Source organism: Pseudomonas sp. P116 (genome assembly GCF_020149425.1).
Taxonomy (GTDB): Bacteria; Pseudomonadota; Gammaproteobacteria; order Pseudomonadales; family Pseudomonadaceae; genus Aquipseudomonas; species Aquipseudomonas anatoliensis.
On the sequence record NZ_JACVHB010000001.1, the window covers coordinates 1,084,490 to 1,108,811 of the forward strand.

Genomic DNA, 24,322 nt, shown 5'->3' on the forward strand with positions numbered 1-24,322 from the left:
CTGCTTAAGGTGCCAGACGTTCAAGAATCCAGTCGGCGCCTTGCAAACGGTAGTTGAGGCGATCGTGCAGTCGGCTCGGACGGCCCTGCCAGAACTCGATGCGCTCGGGCAGCAAGCGATAACCGCCCCAGTGTTCCGGGCAATCCGGCTGGGTATCGCTGAAGCGCTGCTCGGTGGCCTTGAGCAAATCTTCCAGCTCCCCTCGCCCGCCGATCACCCGGCTCTGCGGCGACGCCCAGGCACCGAGACGGCTGCCCAATGGACGCACTTGGTAATACGCATCGGACTCTGCAGGCGTGACCTTCACCACCCGACCTTCGATGCGCACCTGGCGCTCAAGGGTCGGCCAGAAGAAGGTCATGGCCGCAAACGGATTCGCCGCCAGATGCTGCCCCTTGGCACTTTCGTAGTTGGTGAAGAAGGTGAAACCCTGCTCGTCCAGGCCCTTGAGCAACAGAATGCGGCAATGCGGACGCCCGTCGGCATCTACTGTGGCCACGGTCATGGCGTTGGCTTCCACCGGCGCCTGCTCGGTTTTCACCGCATCGGCAAACCACTGGTGAAACAGCGCAAACGGCTCGGCCGGGGCTTGCGCCTCGGTCAGGCCATCACGGGTGTAATCACGACGCATATCTGCCAGAGCCTGGGTCATGGCGCATTCCTTTTCGTTAGCGGATCACTTCTTGGCGGCATCGGTGGCGGCGACTTTCTTGTCGGTCGCGGCGGCTTTGGCTGGCGCGGTCTTCTTCGCTGGAGCTTTGGCTGGAGCCTTTTTCGCCGGTGCCTTGGCGGCAGCTTTCTTGGCTGGGGCCTTTTTGGCGGCTGGTACAGCAGCTTTCTTCGCGGCCGGGGCTGGTGTTACTGGTTTAGCCACTGGCTTGACCTCTTGCGCAGCAACCATAGTCACTGGCTTCGGCGCCGGCATGTTGTATTTGCTGAGCAACGCAACCATGGTGTTTTGCGGGGTGACCAGCAGTTCAACACGACGGTTCAAGGCTCGCCCTTCAACGCTGTCGTTGGCGGCACGTGGCGCCTCAGAGCCCATGCCGCGCAGCATCAGGCGATCACGCTGCAAGCCGCTGAGGCGGAAAATCGCCGCAATGGCCTGGGCACGTTCCTGACTCAGTTTGGTGTTAGCCGGGGCTGCACCGCTGGTGTCGCTGTGGCCCAGTACAAGCACCGCAGTTTTCGGGTCGGCTTCGAGGATTTTCGCCACACGGGTGAACGGGCCGAGGGTGACTGGCAGCAACATTGCCGGGCGATCCGGGTTGAACGAACCTTCGACCGGCGCGGTGACCACCAGCACGTTTTCACGGCGCTCGAGTTGCAGATTGCTGTCCTTGATGGCGGTGCGCAGACGCGGCTCGTAGTCGTCGAGCCAGGCCTGGGTGACTTTCGGATCCGGCATCGGCACCGCTTTGGCCACAGGCTGATCCTTGCCGCCGAACGGCCACCACCATTTTCCACCTGCGTCAGCTTCAGCCTTGGCTACGGTGACCGGTTTTTTCGCTTCAGGTGCTACTTCGGCCTTCATGTCAGCTTTGACAGCTGCATCATCAGAGCCGAACGGCCAGTACCAGGGATTGCTGCTTTCAGCCTTGGCAACCGGCGCGGTGGCGGCAGGTTTCAGCGGCGCCGGAGCTGCAGCTGGAGTCGGTGCAGGCTCATTGGCCGCCACTTTGTCGGAAGAACCGAACGGCCACCAGGTGCCGCCGTCCGCGTCGTTTTTAGGAGTCTGTGCACAACCGGTGATCGCAACACACAGGGCCAGGGCGAGAGTCGTTTTAGCTGACATTGAAAATCCACAAAATGAAGTAATGAAAAATCAGAGCACTTTCGCCCGGATAAACAGACGCTTTGAATCGAAAAACCTTTCGAGGTTCCGGCCCTGGAACCCCGGGTGATACTTTACAGACAAGTGGCAAGCACCCGCGCGAGCTTCTGCGCACGCGGATCCATCAAGACGTACGGTCCAAGAGTATTTGTCACAAAACCAAACGCGACATCGTGCTCCGGGTCAGCAAAACCGATCGAGCCACCCGCCCCCGGATGACCAAAAGCCCGTGGGCCGAGGCCGTAGGTGGCGTTGGGCACGTCCGGTTGATCAAGCATGCAGCCCAGACCAAAACGGGTGCGGGTCAACAGGGTCTTGTCTTCGCCCAAGCTGTGTTCGCGGGTCAGCTCTTGCAGCATGTCGCTTTCGAGCAGGCTGCCATCAAGCAGCCCCGCGTAGAACCCGGCCAGACTGCGCGCATTGCCGTGGCCATTAGCCGCCGGTTGCTGCATCCGACGCCATTCCGGTTTGTTGGTGCTGGTGAGTACCGACGGCGGATTGGTGAAAGCGCGAGTGGTCATCGCGGTGGGTTCACGCATCGTCGTTTGCAGCAGACGCTGAGCAGCGGCGTCGCCAGCGTTACCCTTACCGCGAGCGATATGGGCCACACGATAAAACTCTTCATTCGCCAGACCGACATGGAAATCCAGACCCAATGGCTTGGCGACACGAGCGACGATCGATTCACCCGGCCCACGACCGTCGGCGCGGCGGAGCAATTCGCCGACCAGCCAACCGTACGTGATCGCGGCGTAACCGTGACCGGTGCCCGGCGTCCACCACGGCGCTTCAGCCGCAAGGGCGTCAACCATGGTTTGCCATTCATAAAGCGCTTCGGGCGCGAGCAGTTCGCGCAGGGCCGGCAGACCCGCCTGATGACAAAGCAATTGACGCAGCGTGACGGATTCTTTGCCGGCGGCGGCGAATTCCGGCCAGTAGCGCGCGACCGGCACATCCAGTTGCAGTTTGCCTTCGGCAACCAGTTGCAACGCGGTGACGGCAGTGAAGGTTTTGGTGCAGGAGAACAGGTTGGCGATGGTGTCGCTGTGCCAGGCCTCGGCGCCATCCTTATCGGACGTACCGGCCCAGAGATCGACGACGGTTTCTCCGCCGACCTGAATACACAAGGCTGCGCCGCGTTCCTGGGGATCGTCGAACAGTGCGGCGAAAGCCTCGCGCACCGCTTCGAATTGAAGCTCGTAATGTCTCTGAATCTGCACCCGCAACTCCCCCGCGAAAACGCTCTACAAAGTGGCCCGCATTGTTCCAGCCCTTGAGGGATTTGGGAACAGCTGTGGGCTGGGTGGTCATTTCCAGGCGAGATCAAAAGATCGCAGCCTACGGCAGCTCCTACAGGGAACGTAATCCCATGCAGCTGCGATCCTCGCTATCTAAAACTCAGTGGCCATTCCCAGAATGCCCGCCCGAGTGTCCAGCCCCCGGCCCTTTACCCGCCTCACCCTTGCGACCGCCTTCAGCCTCATGAACCGCCCCAGCCGCCGGTTTCCCGGCCTCTTTGCCCATCTGATCGACAGCCTGCAAATTGCCCTTGCGCACCGCGTCGACAAATCCCTGATACGGCAGATCCGTCACACCGACCAGACCAAAGTGCCCATTCTCGCCATCCAGCAGACGCCCGGTCACCGGTTGATCGAGAAACTGGAACCAGTGAACGCCGACAATCGACGGCTCGTTCAGCGCCTGTTTCAGGAAATTGGCATACGCCGCGCCGCGATCCTCTTCCTTGGCCAGTTGCGTCACGCCGCCCCAGAACGGGCCGCGATCGGTCGAGCCAAAGTTGAATTCGGTGATCAATACCGGCTTGTCCAAAGCGCCCAGCGCGGCAAAGTCATAACCGTCCTGCGGCTTGAGGGTGTACATGTTGAAACTCAACACATCGCAATACTGCGCGCACGACGCCACTGCTTCCGGGGTAGTGACTGCGAAACGGCCGCCGAGCAGCAATTGATTCGGGGCGTGCCATTTCAGCGAGTCGGAGATGGTCTTGAAATAAGTGTCAGCGAAGACTTTCTGGAAGTATTTGAAATCGGCTTCGATTTCCGGATGCTCAGGGTTCGGCACGGGCGGCACGAAACCCGGATCTTCCATCAATTCCCACGCCGGCAGATCGATGCCCCATGCCTTCGACAGCCCTGCCTGATTGCGGTACTTGTCGCGCAACTGCTTGAGGAACGCGCGTTTGGCCGGTACGTCGGTGGTCATTTTCAACGTGCCGTAAGCCAGCGCGTAACGCGATTGCGCATCGTCGCCGGGACCGGCCCACGCCAGTTCGTTGTCGGCGAAGTAGCCGATCAGCCACGGATCGTCGCGATGATCGCGGGCAGCGATGGCCACGGCACGCTCGGTCGCCATGGCAAAACGCGGGTCGAACGGATCGGGCATCGCGCCCCACCAGTCGTTGCCAGTGCTGATGCTGGTGTAATCGCCGACAATCGACAGCGGCAATGTGTACGGCACGCGCTCGGCATCGACCACAGCATCTGCACTCCAGTTGCCGAGGGTGTTGAAACCCCAGGCTTGCAGACGATCGAGGGTATGACTGGCCCACTTCTGCTCGTCGATCGTGGCAGTGCACGGCGCGTTAGCGGGCGGTTGGGCAGTTGGCGCAACCGATTCCGCTTTGGCCGCCTCAGCGACGCCAGCCTTGGGTTGCTCAGACGTGGCAATCGGCTCTGCGGCATTGACGGCGGTTTCCTCAACCGCGCCAGCCTTGGCCGCTTCGGCCACACCGGCCTTGGCGTCGCTGTCGGGTTTGCACGGTTCGCCATTCAAGCGTTGCAGGTTGGCGCCGTAGAAATCGTACCAGCGCCCGCTGCCATAACCTCGGCCCTGATCGGCGCCGTTGCCGCCACGGTTATCGCCTTCGCCGAAATGGATGGCGAGGGGTTCGCCGGGTTTGGGCAGGGATTCGAACATCCACTCGCGACCGGCCACGTAGGTCTGATTGACCTCGGGGCTGACGGTGTTGACGCCGAGGGAGTAGAACGGATGCCCTTCAGGCGTCACCAGGTACCAGCGGCCGTCACGTTTTTCGGTGCGGAAGAAACCGCTGGCCTTGAACGCAGGACCTTTGCTCCAGCCACCGAACTTGTCCAGTGAGGACTTTTCACGCTCGGCGAGCCAGGTTTTCAGCTGTTGCTGTTCCTTGGCGGCGGCGGATTTGAGTTGTTCGTCGCTGGTGACTTTTTCTGGCCATTTGCTGCGGGTCGATTGACCGTAAGCGTCGACCAGATTGCCGTACACCGCTTGCGTGATCCCCTCGCCGTCCTGCACGCCAAAGCGCTCGAGCAGCAGGCTCTGGGCAACTTTCGGCTGATCCATCGACAGGCTCACCGATACCACTTGGCTGCGATCAATCTCACCGCTGCTGCTGGCCAGCAGAATGCGCTGGCCATCTATGGTCGTCGGCATCGGTGGGCCGGCCTTCATGCCCTGGCTCAGTGGCGAACTTGCCACCAACGGCACCAGCAAGGTTTGCGCCGGGCCCGCCGGCAGATCGACGCGACTGGTCAGCGTCTGGCCGTTGTTGCTTTGAATCTGCACGTAGACCGTCACGGCCCAGTTCATCGCGCTCTGAATGCGCAGGCTCATCATCCCGGACTGCGACCAGTCCCAGGCGCCGGTTTGCGGGGTCAGACGCAACGTCGGACGCGCCGCGGCGTTGAACGTCACCCGGCGCAGCACTTCACCTTCAGCGGTTTGCTCGGCGTTGGCTTGCGGCAGGTCGGCGTTTTCCGTGGCGATCTTCACCACGTCGGCGGGACGGACAAAGTTGAACAACGTCTGCTGGCCAGCAGGCGCCGCCAGCAACGGAGCAGCAAAGATCAAGGCAAATACGGCAGGCAACGAACGGCGGATCATAAGAACGAAGTTCTCCCTAACGACCAAATGGCCAATGGAAAAGCGATGGCAGAGAGATAGACAACGCGGCGGGCAAAACTGCCCACCGATGTCTCAGGATATTTCACGACGGAAAGGAGGCAACGCATTGAGGATCGCCTTGCCGTAGCGCTGGGTGACCAGCCGCCGATCGAGCAAGGTGATGGTGCCGCGGTCTTCTTCGGTACGCAGCAGACGACCGCAGGCCTGAACCAGTTTCAGCGAGGCATCGGGCACCGAGATTTCCATGAACGGATTGCCGCCCCGGGCTTCGATCCACTCCGCCAGTGCCGCCTCGACCGGATCGTCCGGCACCGAGAACGGGATCTTGGCGATCACCACGTGCTCGCAATAGGCACCGGGCAAGTCGACGCCCTCGGCAAAACTGGCCAGACCGAACAGCACGCTGGAATCGCCGCCATCGACCCGCGCCTTGTGCTTGTTCAGGGTTTCCTGTTTCGACAGGTTGCCTTGAATGAACACTTGCTTGCGCCAGTCACGGTCGAGACCGTCGAACACGTCCTGCATCTGTTTGCGCGAAGAAAACAGCACCAGCGTGCCCCGTGAGCCTTCGACCAGGTCCGGCAAATCACGGATGATCGCCGCTGTGTGGGCGGGAGCGTCGCGTGGATCGGCCTTCAGGTCCGGCACGCGCAATACGCCGGCATCGGCGTGATGGAACGGGCTCGGCACCACGGCGGTGACGGCTTTCTTCGGCAGACCGGCGCGCATGCGGAAGCGGTCGAACGTGCCGAGTGCGGTCAGGGTTGCCGAGGTGACCAGGCAACCATAGGCGACATTCCACAGACTGCGGCGCAAGGTTTCAGCGGCGAGAATCGGGCTGGCGTTGACCTCGATATCAAACAGCGAACCGCTTTCGGCCAAGGTCAGCCAACGCGCCATGGGCGGGCTGTCTTCCGGGTCTTCGGCGGTGAACGCGGTCCACAGTTCCCAATTGCCGGACGCCCGCGACAACAGGCTGCCGAACAGTGGATACCATTCTTCGGCCTGATTGCTGGCGATGCCGATGTTGACCTCGCCATCCATGCCTTCCTTGAGCAGGTCGGTCAGGCGCGTGAACAGGTCATTGAGACGGGAGAAGCCTTTTTTCAGCTCGATGCCCATTTCACGCATGTGCTCGGGAATGACCCCGGCGACAAAGCGATGGCGCGGCCGCTCACGGCCTTCGACGTCTTCGCCGGGTTTGAAATCGGCAACTTGCTCGCAGGCGCTGAACATGAACTGCTGCTGGGCCTTGATCTCACGCGCCAGCTCCGGCACTTGCTCGATCAGCTTGCCAAGATCGCCCGGCAGTGGGTGTTGGGCCAACAGTTTGGTGAGGTTCTTGGCGGTGGTTTCCAGCCAGTCGGCGGTGGAACGCAGGCGCGTGTAATGGGCGAAATGGCCGATAGCCTTGTCCGGCAGGTGATGGCCTTCGTCGAATACGTAGATGGTGTCGCGGGGGTCCGGCAGCACGGCGCCGCCGCCCAATGCCAGGTCAGCAAGGACCATGTCGTGGTTGGTGACGATGACATCGACTTTGCCCATACCTTCGCGCGCCTTGTAAAAGGCGCACTGGCCGAAATTCGGGCAATGGCGGTTGGTGCATTGGCTGTGATCGGTGGTCAGTCGCGCCCAATCGGCGTCTTCGAGGGCGGTCGACCAGCTGTCGCGGTCGCCGTCCCATTTATTGCCGGCGAGTTTCTCGATCATGCTGGTGAACAGCTTCTGACTGGCCTCATCGACCTCGATCTTGAAACCTTCCTCTTCGAACAGCTGCGCGGTGGCAGTTTGCGCGTGGCCTTCCTGCAACAGCATGTCGAGTTTGGACAGGCACATATAGCGGCCCCGGCCCTTGGCCAGCGCGAAGCTGAAATTCAGCCCGCTGTTGCGCATCAGGTCAGGCAAGTCCTTGTAGACGATCTGCTCTTGCAGGGCCACGGTCGCGGTGGCGATCACCAGGCGTTTGCCGGCAGCTTTCGCCGTCGGAATCGCCGCCAGGCTGTAGGCCACGGTTTTGCCGGTACCGGTGCCGGCTTCCACCGCGACAATCGCGGGGTCGCCACTGCGCCGGCCTTCGTCGTCGGTGTCGATATCCCCGAGGACTTTGGCGATTTCAGCGATCATCAGGCGCTGGCCGTAACGCGGCTTGAGGCTCTTGGCCTCTAGAAAACGCGAGTAGGCGCCCTGGATCGTGGTTTTGAGTTCAGTGCTGATCATGAATTGTCGGGCGCAAAAAACGCTGGATAAATTTTCAGTGGTTTCGGATGGCGGCTATCATACCCCGCTAATTAATCCCGCGCAGAACGGAGTGCCCCAATGACACCTTTTAGCCTCGTTTATCCCCTGCATGTACTGGCCGCTTTAGTCTGGGTCGGCGGCATGTTTTTCGCCTGGATGGTCTTGCGCCCCGCGGCTGGGAAGGCTCTGGACGGACCCAACCGACTGACCCTGTGGGTGGAAGTGTTTCAAGGTTTTTTCCGCTGGGTCTGGGTTGCGGTGATCGTTCTGCCGATCAGCGGCGTGGGTATGCTGCATCTGCAGCAAGTCGGGTTCGAGACCGCGCCGAAATACGTGCAGGTGATGATCGGGTTGTACGTGGTGATGACCGCGCTGTTTATCCGCATTCAGGGGTTGATGCTGCCGGAGTTGCGCAAAGCGGTCGAGGCGAAGGACTGGCCGGCGGGTGCGGCGGTGCTGGGGCGGATTCGGCGGGTGGTGGGACTTAATCTGATTGTCGGGCTGGTGCTGGTGGCGATTGCGGCGGCTCGGCCGATGATGTGACCTGCTCCACACTTTTTTTGCACTGTGAACACTGTTGTGGCGAGGGGATTTATCCCCGATGGACTGCGCAGCAGTCCCGCTTTTAGATTGAAAAGCAGGGGCCGCTTCGCGGCCCATCGGGTATAAATCCCCTCACCACAAATTGAATCTCGGTGTTCTTTAGAGGCGTTGCACAGTCACAGCACCCGCCGCCCCCACAGGCCCCGGCTGACCATCAGCCCCAGCCTTGCCGCTCTTGCCGCCATCGGCGCGGTACACGACACAGCCCTTGGACTTGCCACCCTTCCCCGCCTTGCCGCCAACACCCGCCGGGCCACCGGCGCCGCCAGCCACATTGACCTTGATCAGCTCGACCGGAAACTCGCGCGGCACTTCAAGACGCACCAGCGCACCCGGAGCACCTGGCTGACCATCGCTGCCGTCACTGCCATCGGCACCGTGCCCGGCCGAGCCATAGGTGCAGCCCGGATCTTCACCGTTGCCGCCATCGAGCCCGACAAACCCCGGCGCGCCCGTGCCACCGCGCGCATCGACTTGCAGCTGCGGTGCGTTCAATGCCTTGAATTGCAGGTTCAGATTGCGCCCTGCGCGGGCGGCTTTTTCATAAGTGCCCGGGGCACCGCGAGCGGTGATCCGGCTGCCTTCGCTCAGTTCTGCGCGATTGACTTTCATGTCCAGCGCCTGCTCACCCGGCACGATAGCGATCCGCGCTTCATGGCCGAGGCGCAACTCACCGACACTCAGTTCAGTCACATTGGCGGGAATCAGCAAGGTGCCGTAATCGGCCACTTCCAGTTTTTCCAGTTGCAAGGTGCCGGCGGTGTTGGGCAGGCGCATCAGGGAATTGGTTTCGACACTGACCACCTGGGCACAGGCCAAGGGGCTGATAAATGCAGCGAGCAGACAAAGTTTACGCATGGGAAGAAGCCTCCGGAGCGGCCGGGGCCGGGATGGTTTGCAGGTGGAATACGCCGAACAACAGAATGCGGCCACGATCACGCCAAGGGTGCGGGCGCCCCTTGAGACTGCGATTGCACAGCAGCATTTCGAGCACATGGATCAGCAACAGCAGACCGCCGGCCAGATTGACCAACAGGTGCAGCGGATGTACGAACGGTACCAGTTGATTGGCCAGCACCACGCAGCAGAACAGCAGGGTCAATAATCGCCCCAGCCCCCAGAACACTTTCATACGCTCCCCCGTGTTGCGAATTATTCTTTGGGCGCACAGTAACGGCTTCTGCGGGGGATAAGCCAGAGGCAAAAATGAAAAATCATTACGCAGCCGCCAAATGGCTGCCGGATCGACGCTGATCGCCGTCCGGCAGCTCTAGCTTGCGGACTACAGACCCATCCTAACGATTGATATGTAACTCCACGCGACGGTTTTGCGCGCGCCCTTCATCCGTTGCATTGTCAGCCACTGGCTCACCCTCGCCACGCCCTTCACTGGTGAGTTTGTTCGGTGAAAGCCCCTGACTCAGCAGGTAAGCCGCCACACTGCTGGCGCGCCGTTCCGACAATGCCTGGTTATAGGCATCGGAGCCTTTACTGTCGGTATGTCCGATCACCTTGATGCTCACCACGTCGGCATTGCGCAGTTTGTCCATCAGCGTATCGAGCTGGGCTGTCGCCGCCGGGGTCAGGTCGGACTTGTCGAATGCGAACAACACGTCGCCAGCATCGCTCAAGGTGACGACTTCGGTTTGCGGCGCCGGTTCGACCGGTTTTTCAACGACCGGATATTGCGGCAGCGGGCAACCACGGTGATCGACCGGTGTGTCGGCCGGGGTATCCGGGCAACGGTCGCGGCGGTCGAACACGCCGTCGTCGTCTTCATCGCCGTCCTGGGCATAACAGATCAGTCCGCCGGTTAAAATCCCCAGTGCTGCGCCGCCACCGGCCCAGCCAGCGCTTTCAATAGCGCCGAGTCCGCCACCGACTAGCCCGCCAAGAAGGCTGCAGATCGGCCACGTACGTTGATTGAGGGGTGCAGTGCCATCGCTGTGCGTGGCGCAACCGGTAAGCAAACTGCCAAGCAGCAGCACCGGCAAGACGGACCTTGAGAAAACAGTCATTGTGAAAGCTCCTGTGTCACCGGCCCATACCGGTTACACAGGAGTAAAGACCCGCATCCGCGACTGCACAAGCCGCGGATGCAAGAGGACTAGCGGTTGATTTTGATTTCAGTACGACGGTTCTGTGCACGACCGTCAGCGGTTTTGTTATCCGCAACTGGCTGGCTTTCACCGGCACCGGTCACCGAAACGAAGCTGCCTTGCGGTATGCCGCTCTCGACCAGGTACTTGACCACTGAATGCGCGCGACGGTCCGACAGTTTCTGGTTATAGGCATCGCTGCCCACGCTGTCGGTGTGACCGGTGACGGTCAGTTGAGCGGTCGAGGATTCCTGTTTCAGGCGCGTGGCGACCTTGTCGAGCACCATTTTGTCAGCGCCGGTCAGCGTGGCTTTGTCGAACTGGAAGTGAACATCGCGGATGACGATGGTTTCTTCCTTGACCACTACCGCTTCTTCAACCACCGGCTCAGGGACGGGTGGAGGGCAACCGTTAGCATCGACCTGCACGCCTTTCGGGGTGCCCGGGCACTTGTCGCGGCTGTCTGGCACGCCATCGCCATCTTCGTCGCCATCTCCATGAACCCAGCAATACGCCGCCGCCGTACCACCAACAATCAGCGCGCCGTAGCCCGCCCACGCCGAACTCTCGGTCGCGCCGAGGCCGGCACCGATGACACCTCCGACCCCCGCACAGGTCGGCCAGTCGGTTTTCTGCAAACCTGCGCAACCAGTCAACACACTGGTTAGCAGAACCAAGGGTAATGCTGTCCGAACTATGCTCATCTAGTTTTCTCCTGAGGGATCGGCTTAAAACCGATTCAGGGAGTAAAGACCGGAGTTTTAATCTCCGCCAGCGATAGGCCACTGCTGTTTGCGATAGTGTTCACAGGACTTTGGCGCTTTTGCTGGAAACCTTGCGAGACAGGGCTCTTTGCCGCCGCAGTCAGGCAGGCTAGTCTTGGCGGTCTGATTGAGGAGCTTCGATGAACGCCGTCATTTCTTCCCGCACGCCCCAACAGGCGTTAGCCGCTTTGCTGGATCGCTATGCCCCGGCGCGTCTGCTGCTGATCGGCGCCAGTGAGTTCCCGGCATTGGCCGCTTTTAAAGCAGCCCATCCGGACACCTGCGTGGCCCATGCCGCCCCCGGCGCCTTGCCTGCTGAACTGGCGGCGCGGCGTTTCGATCTGGCCCTTGTCGTTGATTGTCTGGAACATTTGCCCAAGCGCGACGGCCTGAATCTGTTGGGTGGCATTCGTAATCTCAACGCCAGTCGCATTGCGGTGCTGGCGGATCTGTCGGCCAGTGGCTGGCAGGAAACTGATTTCTATTCGCTGGCGCTGCAAGCCAGCGAACGTTTTGCCCGCGATGAGCAGGTTCTGACCCTGTTCACCTATGACCTGCTTGACTACAAACAAGTCCCCGACTGGCTCAACTCACGGTTCTGGGCCAATCCGGAAAACTTCGGGAAATACTGGTGGTAATGCGATGAGTACAGCCATTTGCCCTTGCGGCAGCGGCAACCTGCTGGATGCCTGCTGCGGTCATTATCACGAAGGCCTCCCGGCCCCGTGCGCCGAAGCCTTGATGCGCTCGCGCTACAGCGCCTACGTGCTGGGGCTGATCGACTATCTGGTGGCCACCACCCTTCCCGCCCAGCAGGCGGGGCTGGATCGACAATCGATCAGCGCCTGGAGCGCGCAAAGCACCTGGTTGGGCCTTGACGTCGAAAGCTCGGAAGTCTTCGGCGGCCAGCCGGAACATGCTTTTGTCACCTTCACCGCGCGCTGGCACGACAGCCAGGGCGAACACAGCCACCGCGAACGCTCTTCATTTGTGCAAAATGCCGGGCGTTGGTATTTCATCGACCCCACGGTGCAGTTGAAACTGGGGCGCAACGACAGTTGCCCGTGCGCCAGCGGGCAGAAGTTCAAGAAGTGTTGTTACAATTACCTACCATAGAGATTTGGGTAGGTTTGCGTCGTGGGGAAGGTCTTCAGTTACATCCGATTCAGTAGTGCAAAACAGTCAGCTGGTGACAGCTACGCAAGGCAAGTGAGAGCAGCCAAGGCGTTCTGCGATGAGAATGACTTAGAGCTAGCTGACCCTCGTGAATACCTTTTCTTCGATGCAGGCCGCTCAGCGTTCAAGGGTAAACACCTAGACGACACTGGCGAGCTAGCCCGATTTTTGAGCTTCGTTGAAGACGGAACCATCCCACCGGGCAGCTACTTAGTAGTGGAGTCTTTGGACCGTCTTTCACGTGAACGAGTGAGAGACGCCCTTCCCCGTTTTCTTGATCTTTTGGCAAAAGGCATCAACGTCTACACCAGTGTGGACAAACGCCTGTACACGAAGGATTACAACGAACTCGACTTGATCATCTCGATCATCACGATGTCGCGTGCTCATGAGGAATCGGCAACCAAGGGTGGCAGGGTATCTTCTGCATGGCGTGCGAAACAGAAAGACGCTCGCACCACTGGCAAGCCTTTGGGCAAGCTTCGTCCGTTATGGCTCGATGTGACACCAGATAGATACGTGCTCAACCCTGACAAAGCTGCCATTGTCCGCCGCATCTTCGACCTTTCCACCAAGGGTCACGGCTCCCGTATCATCGCAGCCACATTGAATCAGGAAGGAATCCCCGCTTTCAGTGCAGGAAGGAAAAACTTCTCCGGCCTGTGGGGCTTCTCAACCGTGCGTCATATCCTCGACAGCCGGACGACCCTCGGGGAATATCAGCCCCACATCTTCATAGATGGGAAAAGAACTCCCGATGGAGAGCCTATCAAGGGCTACTTCCCTGCCGTGGTGACGGAGGATGAATTCTACCTAGCCCACGCCGCTAGATCGTCTCGTAAAACCTACACCGTCACCAAGACCACCACCAATTTCAACGTGCTGACAGGCATCCTCAATTGCTACAAATGCGGGGCCGCCATGCACCTCCAAGGCCAACGTGGCCGCAAGTATTACAAATGCTCCAAGGCTACTAGGGGGTTGTGTGACGCCGGGATCATCAGCGCCCCACGCACCGAGGAAGTGTTTAAAGAGATGCTGCCTAAGGTAGACAGCCTGTCGCTTGTGCAGGACAGTTCAGGCCGATTGCAGAAATCTTTGCAGTTGGTAGAAGGCCGCATCGCCTCTCTAAAGGCACGTCAGAACGATGCAGAAGCGTCACACGCTGAGTTCCCATCCCGCATCACTGCGAAGCTGTTACACGAACTGGAAGCCGAAATTGGTGCTCTTGAATCGGAGCGTGCAGCCATCAGTGAGCAGTTGGCATCTGACAAGGTGATGAACAAAGACGACTTCTTTAAGAAGCTGGACCTCGTTTCTTTTGAAGGCCGGGTAGCCGCTAACAATCTCATAAAGAGGCTTGGCCTCTACATCTTCGTCAACAAGAACGGCAGAACAGATGAGACGTACTGGGTCAGCAAGAACAACGCCATTCCACTCCCATTCAGTGCAGAGACGCCAAACCTGCTCTTCTACCTGATGCACCGAGGTAAGAAGATTCGATTTGAAGCAATGTATGACGAGTATGTTGACCTGCAAGTGGCCCAAGACGAGCTAAGCGAAGTGGAAGCCATCTTCGCCAAAACTGAATCTTGGGACGAGCTACCGCCAGAGCTTCTTGCATTATGGAAAGCGCGCCATGGTGTGTAGCACTCGCTGATCAGTCAGATGGTCGGAGATGAAGACAGCTCTATCACCTTCGGTATCTACGGCAGTAGGACACCAATCAAGGCGATGGATTAGACATTGAGGCATATCGAATAACCCCGAATAACCTACCAAAAACCTTGGTTAAACTTTGCCTTCAAATCGATGATATCCAGCCAGCTCTCACGCCAAACTCAGTGTTTACGGGGCGTATGGGTGGTCTGGACTAAGCGAAGCGCGTTCCTCACTATGAAAACCAATTTCTGATGAGATCTGGTTTGTCAAGCTACGCCTTGACCGAACGTCGCAAAACGTGTACAATCCGCCGCCTACCCAGTAGGTAGACAGACAACTTGGAAGCCTCCACTACAACCACCGAATTGGTGCCCTTGTAAGGAGGCTTCGTCGTGTCTGGGACTCACAAAACCAACCGGCACAACCCGAGAGGAACTGCCTATCGAAATGAACTGACACAGGAGATAAACGATGACCACGCTCGTCCGCAACAATGTACTTCCCGCCGCCACACCAGCTACCGACATTCGTCCCGCACTAACCAAGCTCCGTACCACTACCGTTGACAGTTTTGTCGTCGACAAGAGCACTGGTGAGGTATTGGGCTGCTACACCACTCACGACCTTTCCCCTGCTCCCTACGATTACTCTCTGCCTCAAGCCGGCAAGGCACCAGTCGTACATTCTCGCTATGAGATTGACCCTGCTCCAAGGCCGAGCATCATCGAGAAAGAAATGGAGTGCCTGCCGGATGGGGTTGTTGATCTTGACGCACAACGCAGTAAACGTGGACCTAAGCCCAAGGTAACGCCCAACCCGCACGCTAGCCATTTCAAGGTGGCCCATGCTGAACGCCTTGGCTGGATTGATGATTACGTTTATGGCGCCTGCATAACAGTAGGCAAGGACAGCAATGGGAAAATGAACGTAAGTCCCTCCCATGTACTGCGGGCTTGTATGCTTGATGAGATCAGCACTGAGAACGTAAAGAGCGTGATTCGTCTTGAGGGTTTACGCACGATGAGCGACCAACAAGCACGGAGAATCTGCCAGTGTGCCCGTTTCGCTATCGAAGGAATGGAGTTCTACCTTGAACGCAATCCGACTGTACGTCAGCAGATACAGTTTGAAGTGGACTTTGCCGACTCGTACCACCAAGACAACACCGGGCTACTGCAAGGACTGGCGTGATTTAATTACGCTCGGATAAGAGAGAGAAGCGAACGACCTGTAAGAGAGGACACACTTGATGGGTGAATTACGCTCGGATATAGAAGTGAAGCATTCGCACTATGAAGGTAACTCTCAAACCGACAGGTCTAAACTTGATACACTTCGACCGTAGGTCAAAGCCACTACCTTCCAAGGGTTACTGGGGAATAATAATTGATGAAAATCAATTCCCCAGAAAATGAAAGGAATCATCCTGTGTCGATGCGACACGGGACTACCCCTTCAACTCCGTTGATTCTCTCTGCACCGTATAATCAAGAGCGGCAAGATCATCTTCTTTTCTGTGAAGGTAGGTGGTGTGGCACTGTATTGTGATGGACATTGAGCCAAACGCTTCCAACTCCATCACCCTCAATGCACAACAAATGAATGTCAACGTGTCTCAAACCAACAGGACAGGCCAAGGCTACGTTGTTGGCGAATGGACAGTTAATGGAATTCCATTCAGTACGCACAAACACACAGGCGTCACGCCGGGTACTGGAAATTCCGGTCCTGCTGCTGGTTAAAATCCGGTGGTGTTTAGTCACCGGACTCTGTCACCTATCATTCTTCGTGCAGAGGGCGGTTGAATTGCTGGTACACGCCTTCATCTTTCCTAATCGCTTTCGCAATGTATTCAGCGTTCCCAATCTGAGCTACATATTCGACTCTGTAGATATTGAACTCTTCAGAAGCTTCAATCAGTGTCGATTTGATGTGGTTTTTGATTTTTCGATATGTATCATCATCAGGGTTTGCATTCTCATATTCGAGAGTCCAAACAGTATCTACATCATGGGTTTTCTTCCAACCCTTATCTTTCAAGAAGACATAGAAAGCTTCCCGTTGATCCTCTGACTTTTTCAAGTCCAAGGACAGTAGCACTCTAATCATTTGCAGCTTCCTTTCATTGTGCGTCGTTAACCGCGAAGTGCGGAGTTATGCCTATATTGGGACTGCATGATGGCTTTTCAATGGCAGGCGATGAAAAATTTTTTGATATATGTTGTTGCATCTAGTGACTCGTTCAAGCACTCACCATCACACCGGTACAGAGTCCCGCAAGGCGTTTTAAGCGTGTTTCGTGCATGAGCAATATGTCTAGATACCCAGCGCCCTTAAACCATCTCCTGAGTCTTCTACAGTTCATCTATGTGCGGCTTTCCTTTTGTGGTAATCTTCTACGCTACCAACGAGGAATCACAGACGGAGTTGTAATGCCATTCTTGCCATTGCCAAGCTGGGAAGTTATAGAAGAGGGAAGTTCATATCTCAAAGCCGCTTCATTGATTGTGAAGCATGGGGATGTAGGTCAATGGCGGCCTGCATGTGTTCTGGCTGGCTTCTCTATGGAACTTTTCTTGAAGTCATTCCTTGCCAAAGACGATAGCACGCCCATTGATATTGCTTTGCCCGGTGGCTTGACGATGTATCAAAGTGCTGTGGAATCAGACAGAGGCCACTTCTTAGACAAGCTGTTCAGGAAGATTCCAGCCAATTACCGCCAACTCATCTTAGATACCTCAAAGGAGCTTGCACCTGAGTTGCCGCTTGAGCAGAAGCTGAAAGAGTTTTCAGGGTACTTCTACAATGCTCGCTACGGCTATGAGGCCAAGGCAATTGGCGTGCTCAGTATGGAAGTGCTAGAAGTGGCAAAGCACTTGGAAAGGGTTTGTCTTGAAGTTGCTCCAAAGGCCATTCCATACAAAGAAGCCTACCCGGATATGTAGTAGAGATTCTACCGAGACCGATACGCCCCAGCACCAGCAATCACGGGGCGTATAGCCTGTGTTGAGTGACGGATTGCTCGCCATTAGAGCTGGCTTTTCTATGCTCAATGAAAGTCCGGGTCATGGTCGTAGTTGTCAGCATTGGCTTGATCAATAGCATCTTGAGACAACCTAACACCAACCTCAACGTTAGCCCAATCACGCACCATCTTAGCTACTCCATGATAGCCGGGGAACAGAGTTGATCCGTCAACGCCAAGCTTTGACAGCAACTCTAATAGCTCTGGCCCCTCAGTGACTGGCAGTGTCGTTTTTATCAGTGGTCGGGAACTTCTGCCCCTGCAATAGATTTCCTTAACATCATCTAGGGCTTCTGACTGATACTCATCATTGATGCCATATCTTGTCACATTGTGTGTTGTGAATAATCCCGACTGTGCTGCCTGATTCCTGCTAGTGCCTCCGGGTGTCCTAATGATCTTTACTGTTTCCCAGCCGTCATGGTATGTAGTATCTAACGCCCATACTGCAATCTTGGGCAAATGAGTATAACTATCCAACTCAAAATTGGCTGATGATGCTGCGAAGTAACAGGCCACATAGCTTCGCTCAGTCCAATCTAGGAGGCGTGTAGGCACATCGTAGTGTTGAGCAACAGCCATGATTTCAAAGAGCTGTTCAGGTGGCCAAGGCAGAAAAGATTCAGGGAACAAAAACGGAAACTCTGAAAACTTCCTTTTCAGTTGCTCAGAGTAGCCCGGTACTGGCAGGCCAGACCTATCACAACCATCTAGGAATTTTCTCAGTATCTCCAATTCAAACCCAATCTGATTTGCACTGGACTTATCAAACATACGCCTAGGTGCTCCGTGTGCAAACGAGCCCTCACCAGTCCGGCAAACGGATGGTATCAGCTTGTAATCGGCACTAGGCTGCCCCCTGAAAATGTACCGGGCTTTGTCCCAAACCGAGTTGAGAGGGGAGACATATTCCAGTAGTTCCCGTGCTGTTTCAAAAGGCATTTCAATCGGACTACCCATCATTCAGTAATCACCTTCTCCACTGTAGGAAACGGATGGACTGTAGCCACCGGGATACTTGCTGTAATCGTAGTTACCATAATAGTCTTGAGGCACTTTAGGACCAAACCTAATATCAATCTCTCTCATGGTGCCTTTAAGCTCAGGCACATGGTGGTCGTAATAGATGTGCTTCCTAAGCCTATGGTCTTCTCGCATCATGCCACCATTCAAACCTGTGTCTAATGTCGGCATGAATGTCTTGCAAGTGTCGGCTAGGAAATCTTCAAACTTCAAAGGCTCATGAGTCATGTAGCCTGAGTTGTTCTCGTACTCTGCCCAGCAAAAGCCCCACTTTACGGACAAATTGAGATAGGTGGAGTTCTTCAAGTGTTGGGAGAGTTCAGCAATCTTCTGCTTTGCCTTCTGACGATCGCTGTCTAGCAGCTCAAAGCATTGTGTTCCCTCAAAGAGTTCGTATTCAACATACCTAACTCTGTACTCATCACTTGTTTCGACATACCGGATTCTTGGGGACATTTCAGCCATCCATGCTTGCAGATGGCCTTATGGTCAATCTAGGCTTACGTGCAGTCAAGCTGCATCCCGCTGGGGGGCTCTCTGGTGGCAGCTCCGTGGTAGAGTCGCTGGCTACTGGTGCAAAGCCCTCAAGAGAAGAAATGATGACGTGTATTCTCGTTGCTCATCTGGGTAGTGAAGTGGTGGTAGCTGCTGACAAACGTGCCACCCGATACGAGGCTGACGGCTCACTCACAGTGCATGGAGACGATGCACAGAAGATTATCAGAACCCCTGCAGGAATAGTGACCGGCTGTGGCATGGTCGAAATGTTGAATCCTGTGAAGGATCATCTTAGTGCACAGGGATTCGCCACCACTAATGAAGTGCTAGAGCTGATCCAGCAGACACGCAAGACCTATGCGAAGGCTAACGCCACCAACCCACGGCTAGCATCCGATCTAGCTAAAACTGGATGGCTGTTCACCTACCCATCGACCACTAACGGACAAAACGTCACAAGGGCTGTGTTCTTTCACCCGTCACTCAGCACTGAGACATTTGCTGTTGTGCCTGAGGGCAGCGTGATGTGTTTCCCTGCTGGATTCAGCCGTGAGCAGACTCGAGATGTGCAGGCTCAGTTTCAGGAAGTTGTCACGTCCTCTCTTAGTTCCCATCCCTATCCACAGGCGAAGCAGACGGTAGTCGGGTTTATGCTGCACCTGATGAGTGAGGTGTCTAAGACAAGTATCGCGGTGTCGAGTGCCTGTGATGTTGCTGTGATTAACGGTGCGATTGCTGATATATGGCTCAATGTGTCAAGTGATGATGTGTGAAATTTGTGCTGTGTAGATCAAGTGCGGATGAGGACGTTTATATAGCTGTCACGTTGACGCCGGACGGCGCGGCCCTTCTGGCTCATTAAACGGACGTTTTAAGACACCAGCTGAAAACGGGCTCAACTAGTGTCAACAAATGTGCTTTATCTTTCCTGACACCACCGCTATGATGGCACCACACTAAATGACACCCGTGAGCACAGCCCCATGTCCCGCACCTTCGTTTACGCCCGTGTTTCCACAACTGACCAAACCACAGATAACCAACTGTTAGAGGTGAAGGGGGCAGGCTTCCACGTAGAGCCACAGCGCGTCATTGCTGAGACAATTAGCGGTAGCACACAGGCAAGCGACCGCCCGGGATTCCAGAAGCTGTTAGAACGGATGGAGTCTGGAGACGTGCTGATCGTCACCAAGCTTGACCGTCTTGGCCGTAACGCTATGGATGTGCGTCAGACCGTTGAACACTTGGCTACTAATGGCATTCGCGTTCACTGTCTCGCACTTGGCGGCGTAGACCTAACCAGTGCAGCAGGCAAGATGACCATGCAAGTGCTGAGTGCAGTGGCTGAGTTTGAGCGTGACCTACTGATTGAACGTACCCATGCAGGCATCAACCGTGCAAAGGCCGAAGGCAAGAAGTTGGGACGTCCCGAAGCTGTGGACACCACCAAGGCTGTGCAGAAGTGCAAGACTGACGGTCTAAGCCAAAGTCAGACAGCACAGAAGCTGGGGACCAGCTTGGCCACGATCAAACGCCACTGGAACAAGGCAGCCTGAGACATTCAGACATTCTGAAATACCCTTCTAGGAGGGTGTGAATCTACTCCGAGTTGAGAGCATAACTCACCTGTAAGCCACGTCTTACGGGGCTCCAGCCTACACCCGTTTGCAAACTGTCCGTAGGATGATCCTGCCAGTGCGGACAGATCATCTGCCTGCCGCTCTCTCAGGTAACTACAGCAGGAACATCCAAGACGGGCATCGAGTTACTTTCAGATTTCGGCAGCTTCTGCTTAGGCAGGTCGCAAAGCGTTAAGCCCCCCTCGCACAAAACCCTGTTTTCCAGTTTCCAAACGTACAGCTCATATTTTCCAGCCTGAAATCAAGAACAAGCCCAAGGTGCTTGACCCTCGCGGCGCGGGGGATGGGGTTTCGTGTAGAAAAAGAGCTTCACTGCCATCACCCTGCTGAATATATTCTAGCAACATTCTAGAACCTGCTGTAGCATCACCTCCATCGAAACATACAGAACACAACAGATACGGAGAAAAATGAAATGACAGACTTCAAAAGCAAGACCTACACCAACGAACAGATTGAAGCCATCCTTGCTGAGTATAAGCAGTCCGGCGACCCAATCACGGTATTTTGCAAGAATCGCGGTCACAAACCAGCCTACCAAACTCTGAAAGGCTGGCTTGATACAGTTGATCAGGCAGCACCTGCCAAAAACCCTGCACCTGCCGCCTCTGCTCCCACCACCCCAGAAGGTATTAAAGCTGAGATTGCACGCTTGCAAGGTGCTTACAAAGCGAGCTTGCTTTCCAAGGTTGACCGTCTGAAAAGCGATATTGAGAAGCTGCAACAGGAATTGGCAGCGGCTGAGAAGGAGCTGGAAGAAGTCACAGCCTGAGTTTGCCCGTACTAGTGATAAGCCCGCCATACAGCGGGCTTTGTTCGTTCATATTACTGACTCAGGTTTTCACAATCAGCCTCATCGTGCCGTCTGATCACGATGGAATCAGCAGGTAAGCAAGATAACTGTTTATCAAAGCACCAAGAATCGTTGCCAACCATGAAACTACTGACACACCGTACTTTGAAAAAAGTGATTGTTTACCCGGATTCATCCGGATTGTTGCATTTGGAATGTACGAAGAATGAAGCCAATCAATGATCCTGATGGTGATGAGAAACACTGCTATGAAACCGGCTCTGCTCCAGAATGACTGGATATCCACTATCACAACCAACATCGCGAAGAATGCCAATTGCGTAATGGTTACACCGTGCTTCTTGAAATTGGTGACTAGATTTCTCTTCCTCTTATCAAGCTCATCCAGCAACACCCTCGCCTTACCTTCTACCCAAACCTCACGCACACCTTGAACGACAATCTTGTTTAGGCCGTGCTCAACCAGCTCAACCATCACCATCTTATTGACACCGAACTCGTCTGGCTCTTGTATGAAAAGCTTCAGGTAACTCAACTCTCCCAAGCCATCAATTGCAGCTTCAAAGTCAGACCCAAACTTTGTAACCTCTGCACCGCCATTGCGATACGTTATGATAAGGCGCCCGCCTGCGTTGAAATCTCGCTTCACCATTTCGATAAGCGATTGCACAGCCGTTCTGTCTAAATTCAACGCACCAAGAATGTGGGTTCTCGTATAAAACTGCTCAATTTCCACATCAGAGGTAGGGGCGTTCAAGGTCTTAGTACCGCCGTGAGGATGTGCGATAAATGGCCCACCAGAGCCCAGAGTAGTAGTCCATTCACCTTTTAGGCTGCCTTCCGTAGTAAGCACGGCATCAACAGTCAAATCACCAAAAACCACATCCTCAATTACGGTTTCGGTCTTCCCCGTTAGATGGATTCCATCTTTGAACGAGCCTGTCACGTTGTATATGACGATTCCGTACTGCTCATCTTGAAACCGAATCACCCCTTCAAGCTCTTCCTCATCCTTCGTGAAGGAGATAGCAAGATTCCCCGTGTTTGTGCCAAATGCCCTGCCTGCCCAGCTTTTCCCCAAATGTGCCACGCCCACCCCCTTCCCGAATTGTCTACTCCGCTAACCGACTGCATGGGTTCATCAGTTGTACTGTAGCCGCAGTTTCACGCCACCAACCTAATGCAGACACACCCTCTGCTTCTTCACAAGCATTCACCTTGGCGTGATGGCACGATGTTGTCGCGGCTCCAGAACTGCACGCACCTACTATGATTCGATCAGAGGAGCTTGAATGAGTTGGTAGGTATTTGTGGCAGAAATTCAAGAAATGCTGTGCGGGGTATTTTGGCGCTTGATTTGAAAGATCAAAAGATCGCAGCCTGCGGCAGCTCCTACAGGGTGAAATGCAATCCCATGTAGGAGCTGCCGCAGGCTGCGATCTTTTAGGGCTAGACTGAGCAACAAAAGGAGCTACTCCATGTTTGCTCAACGACGCGCGTTGCAATCCCTCGCCTTTTTCCTGTTTCTCGGGCTCGGCGGCTGCGTCTCGTGGTTCGCCGACGATACCCGCGACCCTGCCGTGCATCTGGTGAAAGTAGAAGTGGTGCGCGCCAAACTTCTCGAGCAAAAGTTCATCCTGCACTTTCGCGTCGACAATCCCAACGACAGCGACCTGACCGTGCGCGGTCTGGAATACCGTATTCATCTGGCTGACATGTTGCTGACTGAAGGCGAGCACGAGCACTGGTTTACCGTCGGCCCCAAACACAGCGCGTACTTCAAAGTGCCGATCCGAACCAACCTGTGGCCGAAGGTAAAGGACGTAGTGAAAATGCTGAAAAACTCGAAGCAGCAGATTCCCTATCGATTGCAGGGGGAAATGGAAACCGGTTTATTCATCGCTCACTACGTGCACCTTGAGCGCAATGGCGTGATAATCCCCGCCGATTTAATTCCGGAGCAACACCGATGACCCAACAACCTCATGTCCATGGCCCTGATTGCAACCACGATCATGATCATGACCATCATCACGACCACGATCACGGCCATGTCCACGGTCCGAACTGCGGCCACGCCCACCAGGAACCGGTGCGCAACGCCCTGAAAGACGTCGGCCGCAACGACCCTTGCCCATGCGGCAACGGCAAGAAATTCAAGAAGTGCCACGGGGCGTGATGATCTGGGCGAAGAGCTTCTTCGCCTGATCAACCGCCATCGCTAGCAGGCTAGCTCCCACAGTTGATCGAATTTATCCAGATGGCATGCGATCAACTGTAGGAGCTGCGGCACGCTGCGATCTTTTGACCTTGATGGTAAAAAAACCGGATCAAAAGATCGCAGCCTCGTTGCACTCGAATGCTCCTACAGGGTTGCGTGTCGAGTAAACCGCAGCAGCCTGCTCGCGATGAAGGCGTCAGCCGGCCGCCAGAATCTGCTCAACGCTAATCACCGTCGCATATTCCCCATGCAGGTTCCCCAGCGACATCCCATGCACCTCTTCAGCTGAACGCGGTGTGCCGAAATAATCGGCCTTGTCGAAGGTGAAGCACGCATCCTCCGCCACCCACGCCTCAAACCCCAGGTTGCCCGCCGTGCGCGCCGTGGATTCCACCGAGTTGTTGGTCGCAACGCCCACGATGATCAACTGCCCGATCCCCGCCTCACGCAACCGCGCTTGCAGTCCAGTGGCGCAAAAGGCGTCCGGCACTTGCTTTTGAATCAGCCATTCGCCGTCACCGGGCAAAAATCTTTGCTGAAACTCCACCCCTTCCTGCTCGGGCCAGAACACTGAATCCGGCGAGCGCGACAGGTGTTGCACATGAATCACTGGCCTCGCGCTAACCCGCCAGAACCCAAGCAGATCAAGGATGCGTTCTTCGGCCTGCGGATTATTCCGGCGCCCAAGACGCGGATGCAGGATGCCTTTTTGCTGGTCGATGATGATCAGTGCCGCGTTGGCCTGAAGCTCCATGGTGGTCTTCTCATAAGCGTCATTTGAGTTCCCGTACTTCAACATCCCTGCCTTCAACCAGGCAAGCC

General features: G+C 56.0%; 26 protein-coding genes. 12 read left to right on the forward strand and 14 right to left on the reverse strand.

From position 1 onward, the window contains the following. Nucleotides 1-4: 4 nt before the first annotated feature. The 5 genes from pdxH to dinG form a co-directional block, all read right to left on the reverse strand. Nucleotides 5-652, reverse strand: coding sequence for a pyridoxamine 5'-phosphate oxidase (gene pdxH / locus ICA15_RS05300; RefSeq protein WP_150618036.1), 648 nt, complete (start codon nt 650-652; stop codon nt 5-7). Nucleotides 653-676: 24 nt separating this feature from the next. Continuing rightward, a complete protein-coding gene (locus ICA15_RS05305; protein ID WP_210553823.1) occupies nt 677-1,795 on the reverse strand; it encodes an OmpA family protein in 1,119 nt (372 codons plus the stop codon). Nucleotides 1,796-1,908: 113 nt separating this feature from the next. Next, the gene (locus tag ICA15_RS05310) at nt 1,909-3,054 is read right to left on the reverse strand and encodes a serine hydrolase domain-containing protein (protein ID WP_210553824.1); all 1,146 of its coding nucleotides are present in this window, start codon (nt 3,052-3,054) and stop codon (nt 1,909-1,911) included. Nucleotides 3,055-3,232: 178 nt separating this feature from the next. Then, entirely contained in the window at nt 3,233-5,716 is a 2,484-nt protein-coding gene (locus tag ICA15_RS05315) for a beta-galactosidase (protein ID WP_210553825.1), read from the reverse strand. Nucleotides 5,717-5,809: 93 nt separating this feature from the next. Beyond that, nucleotides 5,810-7,954, reverse strand: a complete 2,145-nt coding sequence (dinG, locus tag ICA15_RS05320; protein WP_042557969.1) for an ATP-dependent DNA helicase DinG — start codon at nt 7,952-7,954, stop codon at nt 5,810-5,812. A 99-nt stretch (nt 7,955-8,053) separates the two neighbouring features. Here dinG and ICA15_RS05325 point away from each other — a divergent pair, with 99 nt between their 5' ends. Then, the gene (locus ICA15_RS05325; RefSeq protein ID WP_210553826.1) at nt 8,054-8,518 is read left to right on the forward strand and encodes a CopD family protein; all 465 of its coding nucleotides are present in this window, start codon (nt 8,054-8,056) and stop codon (nt 8,516-8,518) included. Between the two features lie 159 nt (nt 8,519-8,677). Here ICA15_RS05325 and ICA15_RS05330 read toward each other — a convergent pair whose 3' ends face one another. The 4 genes from ICA15_RS05330 to ICA15_RS05345 all read right to left on the reverse strand — a co-directional run bounded on the left by ICA15_RS05330 (nt 8,678) and on the right by ICA15_RS05345 (nt 11,381). Further along, complete coding sequence (locus ICA15_RS05330; protein ID WP_210553827.1) at nt 8,678-9,436, reverse strand: collagen-like protein; 759 nt, start codon at nt 9,434-9,436, stop codon at nt 8,678-8,680. After that, nucleotides 9,429-9,710 carry a DUF1145 domain-containing protein gene (locus ICA15_RS05335; protein ID WP_150618042.1) on the reverse strand — a complete coding sequence of 94 codons (282 nt, stop codon included), beginning with the start codon at nt 9,708-9,710 and terminating at the stop codon, nt 9,429-9,431. The genes ICA15_RS05330 and ICA15_RS05335 overlap by 8 nt, the downstream gene beginning before the upstream one ends. A gap of 163 nt (nt 9,711-9,873) precedes the next feature. After that, nucleotides 9,874-10,596, reverse strand: a complete 723-nt coding sequence (locus tag ICA15_RS05340; RefSeq protein ID WP_150604953.1) for an OmpA family protein — start codon at nt 10,594-10,596, stop codon at nt 9,874-9,876. An 89-nt stretch (nt 10,597-10,685) separates the two neighbouring features. Then, the gene (locus ICA15_RS05345; RefSeq protein ID WP_150618044.1) at nt 10,686-11,381 is read right to left on the reverse strand and encodes an OmpA family protein; all 696 of its coding nucleotides are present in this window, start codon (nt 11,379-11,381) and stop codon (nt 10,686-10,688) included. Between the two features lie 200 nt (nt 11,382-11,581). Between ICA15_RS05345 and ICA15_RS05350 the strand changes: the two genes are divergently transcribed. The 5 genes from ICA15_RS05350 to ICA15_RS28555 all read left to right on the forward strand — a co-directional run bounded on the left by ICA15_RS05350 (nt 11,582) and on the right by ICA15_RS28555 (nt 16,021). Continuing rightward, on the forward strand, nt 11,582-12,079 hold the full coding sequence (locus ICA15_RS05350) for a DUF6231 family protein (RefSeq protein ID WP_150597365.1): 498 nt from the start codon (nt 11,582-11,584) through the stop codon (nt 12,077-12,079). A gap of 4 nt (nt 12,080-12,083) precedes the next feature. Then, a complete protein-coding gene (locus ICA15_RS05355) occupies nt 12,084-12,557 on the forward strand; it encodes a YchJ family protein (protein ID WP_210553828.1) in 474 nt (157 codons plus the stop codon). Nucleotides 12,558-12,578: 21 nt separating this feature from the next. Continuing rightward, entirely contained in the window at nt 12,579-14,267 is a 1,689-nt protein-coding gene (locus ICA15_RS05360; protein WP_210553829.1) for a recombinase family protein, read from the forward strand. Between the two features lie 483 nt (nt 14,268-14,750). Further along, a complete protein-coding gene (locus tag ICA15_RS05365; RefSeq protein WP_169903947.1) occupies nt 14,751-15,470 on the forward strand; it encodes a hypothetical protein in 720 nt (239 codons plus the stop codon). Between the two features lie 407 nt (nt 15,471-15,877). Next, nucleotides 15,878-16,021: a hypothetical protein gene (locus ICA15_RS28555; protein ID WP_342345741.1), complete on the forward strand. Its 144-nt coding sequence runs from the start codon at nt 15,878-15,880 to the stop codon at nt 16,019-16,021. 37 nt (nt 16,022-16,058) lie between these two features. Here the strand turns inward: ICA15_RS28555 and ICA15_RS05370 are convergent, their stop codons facing one another. Next, nucleotides 16,059-16,388: a hypothetical protein gene (locus ICA15_RS05370; RefSeq protein WP_210553830.1), complete on the reverse strand. Its 330-nt coding sequence runs from the start codon at nt 16,386-16,388 to the stop codon at nt 16,059-16,061. A gap of 323 nt (nt 16,389-16,711) precedes the next feature. Here ICA15_RS05370 and ICA15_RS05375 point away from each other — a divergent pair, with 323 nt between their 5' ends. Continuing rightward, on the forward strand, nt 16,712-17,224 hold the full coding sequence (locus ICA15_RS05375) for a hypothetical protein (RefSeq protein WP_210553831.1): 513 nt from the start codon (nt 16,712-16,714) through the stop codon (nt 17,222-17,224). Between the two features lie 104 nt (nt 17,225-17,328). Here ICA15_RS05375 and ICA15_RS05380 read toward each other — a convergent pair whose 3' ends face one another. Next, nucleotides 17,329-18,267, reverse strand: a complete 939-nt coding sequence (locus ICA15_RS05380; RefSeq protein ID WP_318010470.1) for an FRG domain-containing protein — start codon at nt 18,265-18,267, stop codon at nt 17,329-17,331. Continuing rightward, nucleotides 18,268-18,783: a hypothetical protein gene (locus ICA15_RS05385; RefSeq protein WP_210553833.1), complete on the reverse strand. Its 516-nt coding sequence runs from the start codon at nt 18,781-18,783 to the stop codon at nt 18,268-18,270. A gap of 29 nt (nt 18,784-18,812) precedes the next feature. On the opposite strand from ICA15_RS05385, the gene ICA15_RS05390 reads away from it, so the two are divergent. The 3 genes from ICA15_RS05390 to ICA15_RS05400 all read left to right on the forward strand — a co-directional run bounded on the left by ICA15_RS05390 (nt 18,813) and on the right by ICA15_RS05400 (nt 21,237). Continuing rightward, nucleotides 18,813-19,598 carry a hypothetical protein gene (locus ICA15_RS05390; protein WP_210553834.1) on the forward strand — a complete coding sequence of 262 codons (786 nt, stop codon included), beginning with the start codon at nt 18,813-18,815 and terminating at the stop codon, nt 19,596-19,598. 210 nt (nt 19,599-19,808) lie between these two features. Further along, nucleotides 19,809-20,381: a recombinase family protein gene (locus tag ICA15_RS05395; RefSeq protein WP_210553835.1), complete on the forward strand. Its 573-nt coding sequence runs from the start codon at nt 19,809-19,811 to the stop codon at nt 20,379-20,381. Between the two features lie 499 nt (nt 20,382-20,880). After that, nucleotides 20,881-21,237, forward strand: a complete 357-nt coding sequence (locus ICA15_RS05400) for a hypothetical protein (protein ID WP_210553836.1) — start codon at nt 20,881-20,883, stop codon at nt 21,235-21,237. A 97-nt stretch (nt 21,238-21,334) separates the two neighbouring features. Here the strand turns inward: ICA15_RS05400 and ICA15_RS05405 are convergent, their stop codons facing one another. Then, entirely contained in the window at nt 21,335-22,369 is a 1,035-nt protein-coding gene (locus ICA15_RS05405) for a hypothetical protein (RefSeq protein WP_210553837.1), read from the reverse strand. Between the two features lie 388 nt (nt 22,370-22,757). Between ICA15_RS05405 and ICA15_RS05410 the strand changes: the two genes are divergently transcribed. Beyond that, nucleotides 22,758-23,252, forward strand: coding sequence for an LEA type 2 family protein (locus ICA15_RS05410; RefSeq protein ID WP_150618046.1), 495 nt, complete (start codon nt 22,758-22,760; stop codon nt 23,250-23,252). Further along, entirely contained in the window at nt 23,249-23,458 is a 210-nt protein-coding gene (locus ICA15_RS05415; protein WP_008083915.1) for an SEC-C metal-binding domain-containing protein, read from the forward strand. The genes ICA15_RS05410 and ICA15_RS05415 overlap by 4 nt, the downstream gene beginning before the upstream one ends. 238 nt (nt 23,459-23,696) lie before the next feature. Here ICA15_RS05415 and ICA15_RS05420 read toward each other — a convergent pair whose 3' ends face one another. Beyond that, complete coding sequence (locus tag ICA15_RS05420) at nt 23,697-24,254, reverse strand: cysteine hydrolase family protein (protein ID WP_210553914.1); 558 nt, start codon at nt 24,252-24,254, stop codon at nt 23,697-23,699. Between the last annotated feature and the right edge of the window lie 68 nt (nt 24,255-24,322).